The sequence below is a fragment of the Streptomyces liliifuscus genome (genome assembly GCF_016598615.1).
Taxonomy (GTDB): domain Bacteria; phylum Actinomycetota; class Actinomycetes; order Streptomycetales; family Streptomycetaceae; genus Streptomyces; species Streptomyces liliifuscus.
This window is the reverse complement of sequence record NZ_CP066831.1, coordinates 10,409,121-10,423,580: the sequence shown is the minus strand read 5'-3', so window position 1 is coordinate 10,423,580 and position 14,460 is coordinate 10,409,121. Positions and strand designations below refer to the sequence as shown.

The window sequence follows — 14,460 nt, the reverse complement described above, 5'->3', positions numbered from 1 at the left end:
TAGAGTGGAGATCGCCGTGCAACGCACCGGAGCAGGCACAGGACCAGGGAGCGACACCGTGAGCACACCAGGGGCCGAACCGACCCAGGAGGGTTCCCTGCTCCTGGACGACCAGCTCTGCTTCGCCCTCTACGCGGCCTCACGCGCGGTCACCGCGCGCTACCGGCCCCTGCTGGACGAACTCGGACTGACCTATCCGCAGTACCTGGTCATGCTCGTACTGTGGGAGCAGGACCAGATCTCCGTACGGGACCTGGGCAACGCGCTCCAGCTGGAGTCCAGCACGCTCTCCCCGCTCCTCAAGCGCCTGGAGGCGAACGGCCTGCTGCGGCGCGAGCGCCGGGCGGAGGACGAGCGTTCCGTCGCCCTCCGCCTCACCGACGCCGGAGCCCGGCTCAAGGAACAGGCGGACACCGTCCCCCTGGCCATCGGCGACGCCATGGCCCTGACCCCCGAACAGGACGCCACGGCAAAGCAGTTGCTCCGCCTACTGACGACAAACGTCACCCGGTAGGGACACGGCCCCGCAGCCCCGCCCCTCAAGGGGCGCGGGGAACTGCGCGACAAGCCCCCACCGAACCCGCAGACGAATCACCACGCATCCAGCGAAGCGTTACTGCCGAGCCCACTTCTGATTGGCACCCCCACCACAAGTCCACAGGACAACCTTCGTCCCGTTGGCGGTAGCGGCGTTGTACGCATCCAGGCACAACCCGGCGTTCACATTGGTCACCGTCCCGTCCGCGTTCACGTTCCACTTCTGGTTGTTGCCGCCGTTGCAGTCCCAGACGACGACCTTCGTGCCGTTGGTGGTCCCCGCCTGGTAGGCGTCGAGGCACTTGTTGCCGTAGACCACGAGCTCCTTGCGCGCGGTGTACGTCCAGGACTGGTTGACCCCGCCCGCGCAGTCCCACAACTGCGCCTGGGTCCCGTTGGTGATGGTGTTGTTGTCGACGTCGAGGCAGCGGCTCGACTGCTGCCCGATGAACTCCGTGCCGTTGGCGCCCGGCAGCGGCCGCACCTCGATCGCGTCCAGATCGGGCGTCCAGGCGGAGGCGTTGGAGAACGTCAGGGTGTTCGCCGAGCCCTTGGCCAGGGACACCTCGACCGAGACGGTGCCGGGTGTGGTCCAGGAGCCGGTCGGCGGGAAGGAGACCTTGGTGGCCGTCTGCCCGTCGACCTGGAGGACCGCCGTACGGGCCGTGCTGTCACCGTTGGTGTAGGCGATGTCGACGACCTTGGTGCCCGTGTCGGCCGCCGAAACGCCGTTGAACCGCAGGGTGTTGGCCGGGCCGTTGCCGATACCGCCCACCTTGGTACCGCCGGAGCAGTTGGCGCAGGTGGCGTCGGCCGCGGAGCCGCCCTTCGTGTTGCCGGACGCCTCGGCCTCGTACGTGGTGCTCGCGGCCTCGGTGGCGCCCGTGACCGTGAGCATCACGGAGTCCTTGGCGGGCACGTTGACCGTGTAACTCGTCCCGAAACTGCCCACGTTCGCCCGCGTCCAGAGATTGCGGACCGTCGCCGACGCGTTGGTCAGGCCCAGGTCGGACCACCGGACGGTCATGTTCTGCGCGCTGGAGGTGCGGTTGAGCAGGACGACGGCGCGTTTGCCGGTGCCGGAGAGGACCTTGCCGTACACCTGCAGCCCGGAGGTGTCCTCGGCGACCTTGACGCCCTGGAGGCCGCGCGGATCCTGGTCGACCGCGATGACCTCGGGGTTCTTCAGGATGTTCGCCGATTCGGTGCTCATCGTCGCCAGGTTGTTGCCGGCGAGGAGCGGGGCCCCGGAGACGGCCCAGAGGTTCATGTGGCTGCGGTTCTGGGCGGCGGTGAAGCCGTCCATGCCGACCATCAGCATGTCGGGGTCGTTGTAGTAGCCGGTGTGCTGGGCGGTGGGATGCACGTTGGTGTCGAAGTTGGTCAGCATGCTGTCCCACGACGGCGAGTTGCCGTGGAAGATGATGTCGGTGTTGGTCCGCCACAGGGCGGCCATCCCGGCACCCCAGTTCCACGGGTTCTGCTTGCCCCAGTTGCAGATCGACAGGGTGAGCGGCCGTCCGGTGGTGGCCGTCGCCTTCGCGGCCGCGTCACTGATGGCCTGGTACGTGGTCCTGGCGTCGAGGCCCTCGACGTCGCCGCCGCACCAGTCGACCTTGACGTAGTCGAAGCCCCACTGCGAGAACTGGAGCATGTCCTGCTCGTAGTGGCCCTCGCTGCCACTGCCCGGGGCCGCGGGCCGGCCGGTCGGGAAGTAGTAGCCGCAGCCGTCCCTGCCCGCGTCGGTGTAGATACCGGCCTTGAGACCCTTGCTGTGGATGTAGTCGGCGATGGCGCTCATACCGCCGGGCCACTCGGACTCGTCGACCGTGATGTTGCCCGCGCTGTCGCGGGTGCCCTGCCACCAGCCCTCGTCGAGGTTGATGTACTTGTAGCCGGCCGCCGGCAGGCCCGCCGCGACGAAGGCGTCGACCTGCGTCTTGATGACGTTGTAGTCGATCCTGGCGGCGAAGGTGTTCCAGGAGGCCCAGCCCATCGGCGCCGTCGGAACCGGAATCTGATTCGACGTCACCGCGACCGGCTGTGCCCGGTCCAGATCGAGGGATCCCTGCTCCTGGAGGCCGACGAGGGCGCCGGCGGCCAGGGCGAGAACGGCGGCGCGGACAACGACAGCTCTGCACAGACGTCTTGCACGGGGAGCGAACTGCGGGGGTCCTTCCGGGGGCACGGCAACCCAGAACACACGAGATGGTCGACATATCGAACACTGCACGAGTTGTCGAACCGATGAGACGCCGAAGCTAGGCCCGCACCACACGGAAGTCAACGGATCGTCACCACTGGATTTCCATCAGTCGCACCCGACCCGGGGGACGACATCCACGACAGACACCGGCCGCGCGAAAACAACCGGAGTCGAACGCGCCGGAAGCGTTGACGTACCCCCACCCCAAATCTATGTTTTGGTCGAACTTCCGCACACTGTACGGGATTTCGAACATCTCCAGCGTCCGTACACCTGTCGCCCGGTCCCGACCCTCCGCTCAGAGACGAGGAACGCATGGCCCCCGCCCTCCCCAGACGGAGACTCCTGCAGGCCGCACTGTTCGCCACGGCGACCCCGGCGTTCTCGTACGCGGCGGGAGGTGGCTCGGCCGCCGCCGCGACGCTGCCCGCGCCCTCCGCCTGGACGCTCCGGCCGTTCGAGCTCAAGGACGTGAAGGTCGGTCAGGGCGTCTTCGCCGCGAAGCGTCAACTGATGCTCGACCACGGGCGCGGCTACGACGTGAACCGGCTGCTCCAGGTGTTCCGCGCAAACGCCGGGCTCTCCACGGGCGGCGCGGTCGCCCCGGGTGGCTGGGAGGGCCTGGACGGCGAGGCCAACGGCAATCTCCGCGGCCACTACACCGGCCACTTCCTGACCATGCTGTCCCAGGCGTACGCGAGTACCGGCGACCAGGTGTACGCCGACAAGATCCGGACCATGACCGGCGCGCTCACCGATGTGCGCGCGGCCCTGCGCAAGGACCCGGCGGTGCTCAGCGCCACCGGGAGGTTCGGCACCGCGGCGGAGAACGTGCGGGGCTCCTACCAGTACGTCAGCCTGCCGGCCGCCGTGCTGAACGGCTCCGCGACGATCACCCTGTCGGCCTGGGTGAAGCCCACCCACGGCGCCAACTGGACCCGGGTCTTCGACTTCGGCAACAACAACACCCGGTACATGTACCTGGCCGCCCGCAACGCGAGCGGCGTACCGCGCTTCGCCATCTCGACCAACGGGCCCGGCGGGGAACAGGGACTCAACGGCACCGCCGCCCTGCCGCTGAACCAGTGGAGCCACCTGGCCGTCACGATCTCCGGCTCCACCGGCACCCTCTACGTCAACGGCACCTCCGTCGCCCAGAACACGTCGATGACGCTCAACCCGTCGTCCCTGGGCGCCCTGACGAACAACTGGCTCGGCCGCTCGAACTTCGACGACCCGGTGTTCGCGGGCGTCTACGACGAGTTCAACGTCTGGTCTCGGGCGCTGACCGCCGCCGAGATCACGTCGTTGCAGAGCAACCGCGCCGCCGCCTCCTCGGCGGGCCGCGGCACCCTGGCCTCGTACACCTTCGACGAGACCACGGGCGGTACCTTCGCCGATGCCTCGGGCCGTGGGCTGACCGCCACCCTGCGCCGGACCTGGGGCGGGCCGAGCCACGCCGGGTTCCTCGCCGCTTATCCGGAGACGCAGTTCATCGACCTGGAGTCGCGGACCAGCCCGGACTACACCAAGGTGTGGGCGCCCTACTACACCGCGCACAAGATCCTCAAGGGACTGCTGGACGCCTACCTCGCCACGGACGACGCGCGGGCGCTCGATCTCGCGTCCGGCATGTGCGACTGGATGTACTCCCGGCTGTCCAAGCTGCCCGAAGCCACCCTGCAGCGGATGTGGGGCATCTTCTCCAGCGGTGAGTTCGGCGGAATCGTCGAGACGATCGTCGACCTGTACTCGATCAACGGCAAGGCCGAACATCTGGCACTGGCCAGGCTGTTCGACCTCGACAAGCTCATCGACGCCTGCGCCGCGAACACCGACACGCTCGACGGGCTGCACGCCAACCAGCACATCCCCATCTTCACCGGCCTGATCCGGCTGTACGACGCGACGGGCGAGGCCCGCTACCTCACCGCGGCGAAGAACTTCTGGGGCATGGTCGTGCCCCATCGCATGTACGGCATCGGCGGAACCAGCACGGCCGAGTTCTGGAAGGCGCGCGGGGTCGTCGCGGGGACGATCAGCGACACCACCGCCGAGTCGTGCTGCGCGTACAACCTGCTCAAGCTCAGCCGGATGCTGTTCTTCCACGAGCAGGACCCGAAGTACATGGACTACTACGAGCGGGCCCTCTACAACCAGGTCCTCGGCTCCAAGCAGGACAAGGCCGACGCGGAGAAGCCGCTCGTCACCTACTTCATAGGCCTGACGCCCGGTCATGTCCGGGACTACACCCCCAAGCAGGGCACCACCTGCTGCGAGGGCACGGGCATGGAGAGCGCCACCAAGTACCAGGACTCGGTGTACTTCAAGAAGGCCGACGGGAGCGCGTTGTACGTCAACCTGTACAGCCCGACCACCCTGGCCTGGGCCGAGAAGGGCGTCACGGTCACGCAGAGCACGGACTACCCGAGGGAGCAGGGCTCCACCCTCACCTTCGGCGGCGGCAGCGCGGCCTTCGAGCTGCGGCTGCGAGTGCCGTCCTGGGCGACGAGCGGCTTCCGGGTGACGGTCAACGGCAGTGCGGTGAGCGGGACTCCGGTCGCCGGGAGCTACTTCGCCGTCTCACGGACGTGGCGCAGTGGTGACGTGGTGAAGGTCGCCATCCCGTTCCGGGCCCGGGTCGAGAAGGCCCTCGACGACCCGGGGCTGCAGACCCTGTTCTACGGTCCGGTCAACCTGGTCGCCCGCAACTCCGGGACGAGCTACCTGCAGTTCGGGCTCTTCCGCAACGCCGCGCTCTCCGGCGATCTGCTGCCGAGCCTCTCCCCCGTGTCCGGCAAGCCGCTCCACTACACGCTGAACGGCACGGAGTTCGCCCCGTTCTCCGAGGGCACCGAGGACCCCACCCACGCCTACTTCAGGCGTTCCGAGCCCAAGGTGGTCTTCGGCGGCACCGATTCCGGCGTCACCAACCCGGCCAAGGCAGACGGCACCACATTCCTCGACGAGGTCTGGGCGGGCGCCCCCTTCAGCAGCAAGGCCGCACTGGTCTCGCGCGTGCAGAGCACGGTGAACTCCTGGGTGTCGGCGGGCCTTCTCGGTCAGGCCGACGGCCGGCAGGTGGTGACCACGGCGCAGAACGCCTCGTACCAGTCCTGACGCCCCGTCCGGGCATGGCCCGACGTCCCCGGCGCCGCGGATCCGAGTGCGTATCGCGGCCGTGGGACGATCGGGCCATGCTGCTGGAGACCCCGAGGCTCGTACTGCGCCGGTTCCTCGCCGAGGACGCGGCGCCGCTGGCCGCGTACCGGTCCGATCCGCTGGTGGCCCGCTACCAGAGCTGGACCGCGCCGGTGCCGCTCGACTCGGCGGTCCGGATGGTGCGGGGCATGGCCGCGGGGTCGCCCGAGGAACCGGGATGGTTCCAGTACGCGATCGAGCTCAAGGCCGACCGCTGTCTGGTGGGAGACGTCGGGGTCTGCCTGCACGAGAACCGCATGCAGGCCGAGCTCGGCTTCACCCTGGCCGGCGACCGGCAGGGTCACGGCTACGCCGCCGAGGCCGTACGGGCCGTCCTCGGCGATCTCTTCGAGCGCCGAGGACTGCACCGGGTCTCCGCCGAGTGCGACGCGCGCAACGACCGTTCGGCCCGGCTGCTGCGACGGCTCGGCTTCGTCCAGGAAGGCCTTCTCCGCCAGGCCACCTGGCTCAAGGACGAGTGGACGGACGACCTGCTGTTCGGCCTGCTGGCCTCGGACTGGCAGCCGTCCGACAGGGCCTAGTCCGGGCCTGGTCCGTTCCTCGTCCCGTCTGTCACGCGTCGGTCGCCGCGTACACCCGACGGCCGTCGACGAACGTCTGGAGCACCCGCGTGGCGGCGATCTCCTCCGGCGGGCCTGCGAAGGGGTCACGGTCCAGGACGACGAGGTCGGCGAGTTTGCCCACGGTGATGCTGCCGGTGGTGTCGTCGAGGTGGTTGGCGTGGGCGCTGCCCGCCGTGTACGCGGCGACGGCGGCACCGAGGTCGAGCTTCTGGTCCGGCAGGAAGGCCGGGGTGCCCTCGGGTGCGTCGGGGGCGACGCGGTTGACGGCGACATGGAGGGCCGCCAGGGGGTCGGGGCTGCTGACCGGCCAGTCGCTGCCCGCGGCGAGGGTGGCTCCGGCGCGCAGGAGGTCGCCGAACGGATACTGCCACGCGGCTCGTTCGGGGCCGAGGAACGGGATCGTGAGCTCGTCCATCTGCGGTTCGTGGGCGGCCCACAGCGCCTGGAGGTTGGCGGTCGCGCCCAGTGCGCGAAAGCGCGGTACGTCCTCGGGGTGGACGACCTGGAGGTGGGCGAGGTGGTGGCGGGTGTCGCGCCACCCGTTGGCCGTGCGGGCCGCCTCCACGGCGTCCAGCGCCTCACGCACCGCGCGGTCGCCGAGCGCGTGGAAGTGGACCTGGAAGCCGAGCGCGTCGAGTTCGGTGACGTACTTCTTCAGCTCGTCCGGCTCGACGAAACTGATGCCGGAGTTGTCGGAGGCACAGCCGCAGCCGGTGAGATACGGGCCGAGCAGGGCGGCGGTGTGGTTCTCGGCGATGCCGTCCTGCATGACCTTCACAGTGGTGGCCCGGAACCGTCCCCGGCTCGACTCCGCCCTGCGGGCGGCGAGTTCGGGGATCTGTTCGCCGCCCCGGCTCCGGTCCCACCACAGGGCACCGACGACCCGGGCGGTGAGCAGTCCGCGGTCGACCGCCTCGTGATAGGCGGGCGTCGGATCGGTCATGTTGGCGAACTCGCCGACGATGGCGTCCTGCCAGGCGGTGACCCCGTACGAGTGCAGGACCGACTGGGCCCGCAGCAGCGCGGCGAGTTGTTCCTCGGGGCTGCGGTCGGGCATCAGGCGGGACACCAGGTGGGCCGCGCCCTCCTGGAGCATGCCGGTGGGGTTGCCGTCGGTGTCCCTTTCGATGCGGCCGTCGGACGGGTCGGGGGTGCGGGCGTCGATGCCGGCCCGTTCCAGGGCACGGGAGTTGACCCAGGCGCCGTGGTGGTCCCGGTTGGGCAGGAACACGGGCCGGTCGGAGACGACCGTGTCCAGCAGCGCGGCAGTTGGGGTGCCGCCGGGGAAGGCCTCCATGGACCAGCCGCCCCCGGTGATCCACTCGGCCTCCGGATGCTCGTCGGCGTACGCCCTGACACGCCGCAGGTATTCCTGCGGGTCGACGGTGTCGTTCAGGTGGCACAGGCCCAGTTCGGTGCCCGCGCCCTGGGGGTGGACATGGGCGTCCTGGAAACCGGGCAGCAGCAGTCGTCCGGCGAGGTCGACGACCTCGGTACCGGTGCCGATGAGCTCGTGGACCTCGTCGTGGCCGACGGCCACGATCCGCCCGCCGCGCACGGCCACGGCGGTGGCCCGGCTGCGCGCGGCGTCGACGGTGTGGACGGGTCCGCCGGTGAGGACGAGGTCGGCGGCCTGGGGGTGGGACATGGGTTCAACGCTCCAGAGGAGAGGGGGTCAGACGGCGGTGCGGTCCATCGGGAGGGCGAGCGCGTCGGCATCGGTGCCGCGCCCGGTGGTGAAGTACGGCGAGTGGCGGACGTACTTGGCGACGGCCGCCATGACGAGGCCGCTCAGCACGATGGTGAGGGGCAGGGAGAGCATGAACCACCCGTTGTCGGGGCTGAGTTCGATGTGGTCGGTCATGGTCAGGTACGAGTATCCGAGGTAGCCGCCGAGGCCGAGCAGGACCAGTCCGGAGGCGGCCGGCACGCCGACCGCGAGCAGTGCCTCGCGGGGCCCGTCGTGCCGGGCGGCGCGGAAGCGGACGGCGCAGGCCAGCGCGGTGAGGCCGTAGTAGAGGGCTACGACGAGGCCGATGGCGTTCACGGCTGCCAGCAGCATGTCGCTCAGCTTGGGGATGGCCATGGCGAGCAGGGCGATGGCGGTGGCGATCGCCATGACGACGAGGGTTCCGGCGGCGGGCGTGCCGTACTTGGGGTGGATACGGGTCCACACCGGGCCCATGGTGCGGTCGCGGCCCATGGCGAGCAGTCCGCGGGCGGTGGGGATGACAGCGGACTGGACGGAGGCGACGGCCGAGAACATCAGGGCGAGCAGCGGAAGGCTGGCCCAGGGTTCGGCGGCGAGTTTGGCGCCGAGGTACGGGAGGGCCTGCGGGCCGTTCTCGATGAGTTCGGCCAGGCTCATCTCCCGCTGGAAGGCGACCGAGGCGAAGATGAAGAGCCCGAGCATGGCGAACAGGGCGATGAACCCGCCGCGGGCCGAGTCGCCGGGGCTCCTGGTCTCCTCGGTGACGCTGAACGCCGCGTCCCAGCCCCAGAAGAAGAACACCGCCAGGACCATGCCCTGCGCGAAGGCGGTGCCGCTGGAGATCTCGAAGGGGTTGAACCAGGCCCAGGAGAAGTCCTGGTGGCCGGTGACCAGGGCCCATGTACAGAAGACCAGCAGGACGGCGTACTCGAAGACCAGCAGGCCGAACTGGAGCCGGGTGGCGCTGCGCACCCCGGTGATCGCGAGGACGGTGACGGCGGCGAGGACCACCAGACCGACGACCGTGCTCACGGCGGTGGACGTCGGGTCCAGGGCGACCCCGGCGAGGGAGTCCAGGCCTGCCTTGTTGGCGAAGATCAGCACGACCGAGCCGGTCACCGCGCTCGTGTAGGCGAGGAAGATGATCGAGCCGACGAGGGTGACCCAGCCGGCCAGGAAGCCGGGCCAGGGGCCGAGGGACTTGCCGACCCAGGTGTAGCCGTTGCCGCAGTTGGGTTCCGAGCGGTTGAGGCGGGCGAAGGCGGTGGCGATGCCGAGGACGGGCAGGAACGCCAGGAGCAGCAGGGCCGGGGCCTGGAGCCCGACGATCGTGCCGATGGTGCCCATGCCGATGGCGATGCTGGTGGTGGCCGCCGTGCTGGAGGCGGCGATGGCGACACCGTCGACGACGCCGAGCGAGCGGCGCAGTTCGGCGGGCGGACGGTCCGGAGCGGACTTGCCGGGAGCGAGGGAGGACATCGGGGCTCCTCACGAGGAGGGAGAGGGACGGGAGGAAGAGCCGTGTGGGGATGCGAAGGATGGAACAACGGCCGCACACCTTGCGTCAATACTGTTGACATAAGGCCGCGGTGAGCCGTTCACTGAGCGTGCCCAGGCCCGTCGACCGTGCGAAGGGATCCGCCCTCATGCCCACCCGCGCCCCGCAGGAACGCCGACGCCGCCGCCCGACCGCCTCGGGCGTCGTGCTGTCCAAGGAGCTCATCACCGAGACCGCGCTGCGGCTGATCGGCGAGCACGGTCCGGAGGCACTGAGCGTGCGCCGCCTGGGCGCGGCCCTGGGTTGCGACCCGAGCGCGCTGTACCGCTACTTCCGCAACACCGACGATCTGCTGCTGGCCGTCTCCGACCGGATCATCGGGGATGCCATGGCCGGCTTCGTCCCGGGCCCCGACTGGGTCGCCTCGCTGCGCGAGATGGCGATGCGGGTGCGGGCCGGCTATCTCGCCCATCCGCGCGCGGCCGCCATGGCCTCGTACCGCATCACCCGTCGTGAGCACGAGTTCCACGCCGTGGAGACCGGCGTGGGTCTGCTGCTGTCCGCCGGATTCCCGCCCGCCCAGGCCGTCCGTCTCTATCTGGCCTTCATCGACACCGTCCTCGGTCACGCGGCGCTGGACGCCGCGTGCCACGCACTCCCCAGGGAGCAGCGAGAGGCCGACGAGCGGGCGTGGACGGAGGCCTACCAGTCGGTCGCCCCGGAGTCCTATCCCGCGCTGAGCGAGGTGCGGGGCGAACTGCACGCCATGGCCGAGAGCTCCTTCGAGGCGGCCGTGGACCTGCTGCTCGACGCACTGGCGGCCCGGGCCCCGGCCCTTCGCGCGCGGACGTGAACCGCTCCCCCGACGCGCACTGTCGCACTCCGTAGGGAGCGGTCATGCTTGCCCGGACGAGTCGGAACGAGCGATCGACGGAGCCTGGATGACGACGGACAGGGACACACAGGTCGAGGTGAAGCCGGTCGCGGGACACATCGGCGCCGAGATCACGGGCGTCGACCTGGCCGGGGACCTGGACGACGCGGTGGTCGCCGGGATCCGGGCGGCGGTGCTGCGCTGGAAGGTGGTGTTCTTCCGGGGGCAGCGCCTGGACCACTCCTCGCATGTCGCGTTCGCCCGTCGGTTCGGCGAACCGGTCCGCCTCGGCAGGCGCGGCAGCGCCTCTCCCCCGGACTTCCCCGAGGTCGAGACGACGGCGGACCGGCTGGAACTCGGCGGGCGCTACGGCATGGACCACGACGAGTGGCTGCGCAGGCGCCGGCACTCCCTGCTGCGCGGCTGGCACTGCGACCACGGCGCCCGCGTCGATCCCCCGGCCGCGACCATCCTGCGCGCCGAGGACGTGCCCCCGTACGGCGGCGACACCACCTGGTCCAACCTGGCGGCCGCGTACGCGGGGCTCTCGGGGCCCGTACGGGACTTCGTCGACGGGCTGCGCGCGGAGCACCGGCTGGGGGTCGGCTATCAGCCACGGCCCGGCGACGACGCGTACGTACGGCATCTCCTGGACCGGCAGATCGCCACCGACCATCCCCTGGTGCGGGTGCACCCGGAGACGGGCGAGCGGGTGCTGTTCGTCAACGGCTACTACGTCGAGCAGATCCTGGGGCTGTCCCGCATGGAGAGCGCACCCCTGCTGGAGATGCTCCTCGGGCAGGCGACCCGGCCCGAGTACACCGTGCGGTTCCGCTGGGAGCCGGGGAGTGTGGCCTTCTGGGACAACAGGGCCACCATCCACCTGGCTCCCAGCGACACGACGCATCTCGATCACCCCCGGGTCATGCACCGGGTGATGCTCGCGGGAGAGGTCCCGGTCGGCGTGGACGGCAAGCCGTCGGCACCGATCGTGGGGAGCGAACCGCAGCGCTGGTGAGGGCGCCGGTGCGGGCCGGGCGGATCCGCGGGGCTCAACCGGCCTTGGCCTGGGCCGAGATGCCGCCGTCCACCGGCATCGCCACACCGGTGACGAACGACGAGCGGTCGCTGCACAGCCAGGCCGCCGCCTCGGCGATCTCCCGGGGCGAGGCCATGCGCTTCTGGATCTGCGGGGCGATGAACGCCTGCTCCAGGTCGGGGTACTGACGCACGGCCTCGTCGATCATCTCGCTGCGTGTCGTACCGACGACGAGCGCGTTGACGCGGATGCCCTGCTCCCCGTACTCGGACGCCGCGGCGCGGGTGATCCCCAGGATGGCGTGCTTGGACGCGACATACGGGACGGAGGCACCGGTCGCGTAACGGCCCGCCGTACTGCTGGTGTTGACGATGGAGCCGCCCTTGCCCGACGCGAGCATCACGGGCAGCTGGTACTTCATGCAGTTCCACACGCCCCGGACGTTGACGTCCATCGTGCGGTCGTACACCTCGTCGTCGGTCTCGTGCAGGAGGGTGCCGACGGTGGCGTAACCCGCGTTGTTGAAGGCGGAGTCGAGACCGCCGAAGTGCTCCACGGCAGCCTCGACCGCGCGGCGGACGTCGGCAGCGACGGCGACATCGCCAGGAACCGCGAGCGCCCGCCCGCCGACCGCGCCGATCTCCTCCACGAGCGTGTTCAACCGCTCCGCGCGGCGGGCCGTCAGGACGACCGCCGCGCCCTCCTCCGCGAACAGACGTGCCGCGGCCTCGCCGATACCGCTGGACGCACCCGTGATCATGACCACCTGGCCTGCGAGCAGGCCCCGGTGACTCCCCTGTGTGATCTCTTGTCCGGTCATCGGGCGAGCATACGCATCACGACACCGGCCGTAGCAGGGGCGAATCAGCCCCTCCGGTCAGCCCTTCCGATCAGCCCCTCCGGCTGCTGAGCCGCCGCCAGACGAGGTCGATGAGCCACGCGTTGGCCACGGCGGACGCGGCGAGTACGGCATACATCCAGGCCACCGATCCGCCCGGAATCGCCAGGGCCAGCAGGCTGGTCGGGGCCGTGAAGAGGATCGGGATCACGGCGGCGAAGGAGGCGTCCCCCTGAGGCTGCGACGACACGACGGCCAGCCAGACGATCAGCGCGGCGGACACCGCGAGATACAGACGAGCGGGCCAGGTGCCGAAAGGAGCGCCCAACGTCTGGCCCCCGGTGACTGAACTCATCGTGCGTGCTCCCTCGTACGAGAGGTTCCGGCCGCTCCGGCTCCCCGCTGCATCCAGTCTCTTCGGGTGGGTCCGGTGAGGCATGAGTTCACATACTCAGGTCGGCGGGGCACGTACTCACCGAGTCACCGTGTCCGGGACACCGCCGCGCCGACGGGGTCTAGGCGCCGGACTCGAAGGTGCCGTACTGGGGCAGGCCCGTCGTCTCGTAGATCTGGGACGTCACTCCGCTCGGTGTCGTCTCGCTGTGCAGCAGGCGCAGCCCGGACGGCGCGCCGTTCTCCGGGAACAGGCGGCGGCCGGCGGCCACGACCACCGGCGCGATCATCAGGCGGACCTCGTCGACCAGCCCGGCGGCCAGCAGGGAGGCGCCCAGGCGAGCGCTGCCGTGGATCTGCAGTTCGCGGCCGGGCTGCCGCTTCAACTCGGCGACCTGGGCCGGCACGTCTCCGGAGAGGATGGTGGTCGGGTCCCAGTCGGCCGTGGTCAGGCTGTGCGAGGCCACGTACTTCGGCAGGCCGTTGAGCTTGGTGCCGATCGGGTCGTCCGGGTCGTTCATCTTCGGCCAGTCCCTCGCGAAGTTGACGTAGGTGCGGCGGCCGAACAGAAACCCGTCCGCCTCGTCGAGCCAGCCCGTGACGATCCGCATGAACGCGTCGTCCAGGTGCGGCACGAGCCAGCCTCCCCGCGTGAACCCGTCGCTGGTGTCCTCCTCGGGGGACCCCGGGCCCTGCGCCACGCCGTCCAGCGACAGGAACTCCTGCAGAATCAGCCTCACGGTGAACCGCCCTTCCTCGGTGGGAGGCGCTCGTCGCCCCCGGCCAGTACCGACTGTGCGCCGCGCCGAAACTCATCGGTGCCCGGCAAGCCGCTGCCACGCCTCGCCGTCACCGTTCGGCCGTCACACGGGGAGCGCCCGGTGACACGGACCGCCCGCGCACCCAGCCGTACATCACCACCGAGCACACGGCCGCGAACGCGCACCACGTCGAGACGAACTCCAGCTCCCACAGAGCCCAGCAGACCACCGCGCCGACGGCGACCAGAACGCCCAGCAGCACAAGGATCCGGTCGCCGGAGAGCAGCAGGGAGCCGACCGTGGCCAGCAGGTAGCCCGCCACCAGCACTTCGGCCTGCGGCAGATCGATGGCGTATCCGACGGTGTGACCGCGGATATCGGCGGTCACGGAGTGGGTGGCGAGGTTGTACGAGAGGGTCGCCGCGGTGGCGAGACCTGCGGCGAGCGGGATCATCAGCCGACGACGGACATCTCGCGGCGTCGCGCACAGCACGGCCACCGGTACCCACACCGCCAGCAGCGGAAGCGCCATCGCCGCCCAGGCCACGGTGGCGGGTCCCGTGCCTCCCCCGGCACGCCAGACCAGGGACTCGACCACCTGATGAGCCCCGAGCAGCAACGGCAGTCCGGCCAGCGGAAGGTCACCGATCCTGCGGGTCCGCGCCACGCAGGCGACTCCGACGGCGGCGATGCCGCAGCCCGCCACGAGATCGGCCGTCGCGCTCCAGCACATCACGCCACCAGGTGTTTCGTCTTTCGGAGTCCGGCCTTGCGGTGGCCACGGTACGGCCCGGCCCGCCGACGCCCGCGCTGACACG

General features: G+C 70.2%; 12 protein-coding genes. 5 read left to right on the top strand and 7 right to left on the bottom strand.

Annotated elements, in window-relative coordinates:
- The first annotated feature begins 58 nt into the window (after positions 1-58).
- A complete protein-coding gene (locus JEQ17_RS45460; RefSeq protein ID WP_200400792.1) occupies positions 59-514 on the top strand; it encodes a MarR family winged helix-turn-helix transcriptional regulator in 456 nt (151 codons plus the stop codon).
- 99 nt (positions 515-613) lie between these two features.
- Here JEQ17_RS45460 and JEQ17_RS45455 read toward each other — a convergent pair whose 3' ends face one another.
- Entirely contained in the window at positions 614-2,533 is a 1,920-nt protein-coding gene (locus JEQ17_RS45455) for an RICIN domain-containing protein (RefSeq protein ID WP_407700174.1), read from the bottom strand.
- A gap of 525 nt (positions 2,534-3,058) precedes the next feature.
- Here JEQ17_RS45455 and JEQ17_RS45450 point away from each other — a divergent pair.
- Both JEQ17_RS45450 and JEQ17_RS45445 read left to right on the top strand, forming a co-directional pair.
- Positions 3,059-5,863, top strand: coding sequence for a beta-L-arabinofuranosidase domain-containing protein (locus tag JEQ17_RS45450; RefSeq protein ID WP_200400790.1), 2,805 nt, complete (start codon positions 3,059-3,061; stop codon positions 5,861-5,863).
- A 77-nt stretch (positions 5,864-5,940) separates the two neighbouring features.
- Positions 5,941-6,486: a GNAT family N-acetyltransferase gene (locus JEQ17_RS45445; protein WP_200400789.1), complete on the top strand. Its 546-nt coding sequence runs from the start codon at positions 5,941-5,943 to the stop codon at positions 6,484-6,486.
- Positions 6,487-6,517: 31 nt separating this feature from the next.
- Here JEQ17_RS45445 and JEQ17_RS45440 read toward each other — a convergent pair whose 3' ends face one another.
- Entirely contained in the window at positions 6,518-8,176 is a 1,659-nt protein-coding gene (locus JEQ17_RS45440; protein WP_200400788.1) for an amidohydrolase, read from the bottom strand.
- A gap of 27 nt (positions 8,177-8,203) precedes the next feature.
- Complete coding sequence (locus JEQ17_RS45435; RefSeq protein WP_200400787.1) at positions 8,204-9,718, bottom strand: APC family permease; 1,515 nt, start codon at positions 9,716-9,718, stop codon at positions 8,204-8,206.
- A gap of 167 nt (positions 9,719-9,885) precedes the next feature.
- Between JEQ17_RS45435 and JEQ17_RS45430 the strand changes: the two genes are divergently transcribed.
- Complete coding sequence (locus JEQ17_RS45430) at positions 9,886-10,590, top strand: TetR/AcrR family transcriptional regulator (protein ID WP_200400786.1); 705 nt, start codon at positions 9,886-9,888, stop codon at positions 10,588-10,590.
- 88 nt (positions 10,591-10,678) lie between these two features.
- Positions 10,679-11,629 carry a TauD/TfdA dioxygenase family protein gene (locus tag JEQ17_RS45425; RefSeq protein ID WP_200400785.1) on the top strand — a complete coding sequence of 317 codons (951 nt, stop codon included), beginning with the start codon at positions 10,679-10,681 and terminating at the stop codon, positions 11,627-11,629.
- A 34-nt stretch (positions 11,630-11,663) separates the two neighbouring features.
- Here the strand turns inward: JEQ17_RS45425 and JEQ17_RS45420 are convergent, their stop codons facing one another.
- The 4 genes from JEQ17_RS45420 to JEQ17_RS45405 all read right to left on the bottom strand — a co-directional run bounded on the left by JEQ17_RS45420 (position 11,664) and on the right by JEQ17_RS45405 (position 14,375).
- The gene (locus JEQ17_RS45420) at positions 11,664-12,470 is read right to left on the bottom strand and encodes an SDR family NAD(P)-dependent oxidoreductase (RefSeq protein ID WP_200400784.1); all 807 of its coding nucleotides are present in this window, start codon (positions 12,468-12,470) and stop codon (positions 11,664-11,666) included.
- A 70-nt stretch (positions 12,471-12,540) separates the two neighbouring features.
- A complete protein-coding gene (locus JEQ17_RS45415) occupies positions 12,541-12,843 on the bottom strand; it encodes an SCO4225 family membrane protein (protein ID WP_200400783.1) in 303 nt (100 codons plus the stop codon).
- Positions 12,844-13,003: 160 nt separating this feature from the next.
- Positions 13,004-13,621: a dihydrofolate reductase family protein gene (locus JEQ17_RS45410; protein ID WP_200400782.1), complete on the bottom strand. Its 618-nt coding sequence runs from the start codon at positions 13,619-13,621 to the stop codon at positions 13,004-13,006.
- Positions 13,622-13,730: 109 nt separating this feature from the next.
- Positions 13,731-14,375 carry a DUF6629 family protein gene (locus tag JEQ17_RS45405; protein WP_200400781.1) on the bottom strand — a complete coding sequence of 215 codons (645 nt, stop codon included), beginning with the start codon at positions 14,373-14,375 and terminating at the stop codon, positions 13,731-13,733.
- Positions 14,376-14,460 lie beyond the last annotated feature (85 nt).

Excerpts from the sequence above, each read along its gene's own strand:
- JEQ17_RS45455 (WP_407700174.1), bottom strand. The coding sequence starts at position 2,533 with ATGGGCTGGGCCTCCTGGAACACCTTCGCCGCCAGGATCGACTACAAC.
- JEQ17_RS45450 (WP_200400790.1), top strand. The coding sequence starts at position 3,059 with ATGGCCCCCGCCCTCCCCAGACGGAGACTCCTGCAGGCCGCACTGTTC.
- JEQ17_RS45445 (WP_200400789.1), top strand. The coding sequence starts at position 5,941 with ATGCTGCTGGAGACCCCGAGGCTCGTACTGCGCCGGTTCCTCGCCGAG.
- JEQ17_RS45440 (WP_200400788.1), bottom strand. The coding sequence starts at position 8,176 with ATGTCCCACCCCCAGGCCGCCGACCTCGTCCTCACCGGCGGACCCGTC.
- JEQ17_RS45435 (WP_200400787.1), bottom strand. The coding sequence starts at position 9,718 with ATGTCCTCCCTCGCTCCCGGCAAGTCCGCTCCGGACCGTCCGCCCGCC.
- JEQ17_RS45430 (WP_200400786.1), top strand. The coding sequence starts at position 9,886 with ATGCCCACCCGCGCCCCGCAGGAACGCCGACGCCGCCGCCCGACCGCC.
- JEQ17_RS45425 (WP_200400785.1), top strand. The coding sequence starts at position 10,679 with ATGACGACGGACAGGGACACACAGGTCGAGGTGAAGCCGGTCGCGGGA.
- JEQ17_RS45420 (WP_200400784.1), bottom strand. The coding sequence starts at position 12,470 with ATGACCGGACAAGAGATCACACAGGGGAGTCACCGGGGCCTGCTCGCA.
- JEQ17_RS45415 (WP_200400783.1), bottom strand. The coding sequence starts at position 12,843 with ATGAGTTCAGTCACCGGGGGCCAGACGTTGGGCGCTCCTTTCGGCACC.
- JEQ17_RS45405 (WP_200400781.1), bottom strand. The coding sequence starts at position 14,375 with ATGTGCTGGAGCGCGACGGCCGATCTCGTGGCGGGCTGCGGCATCGCC.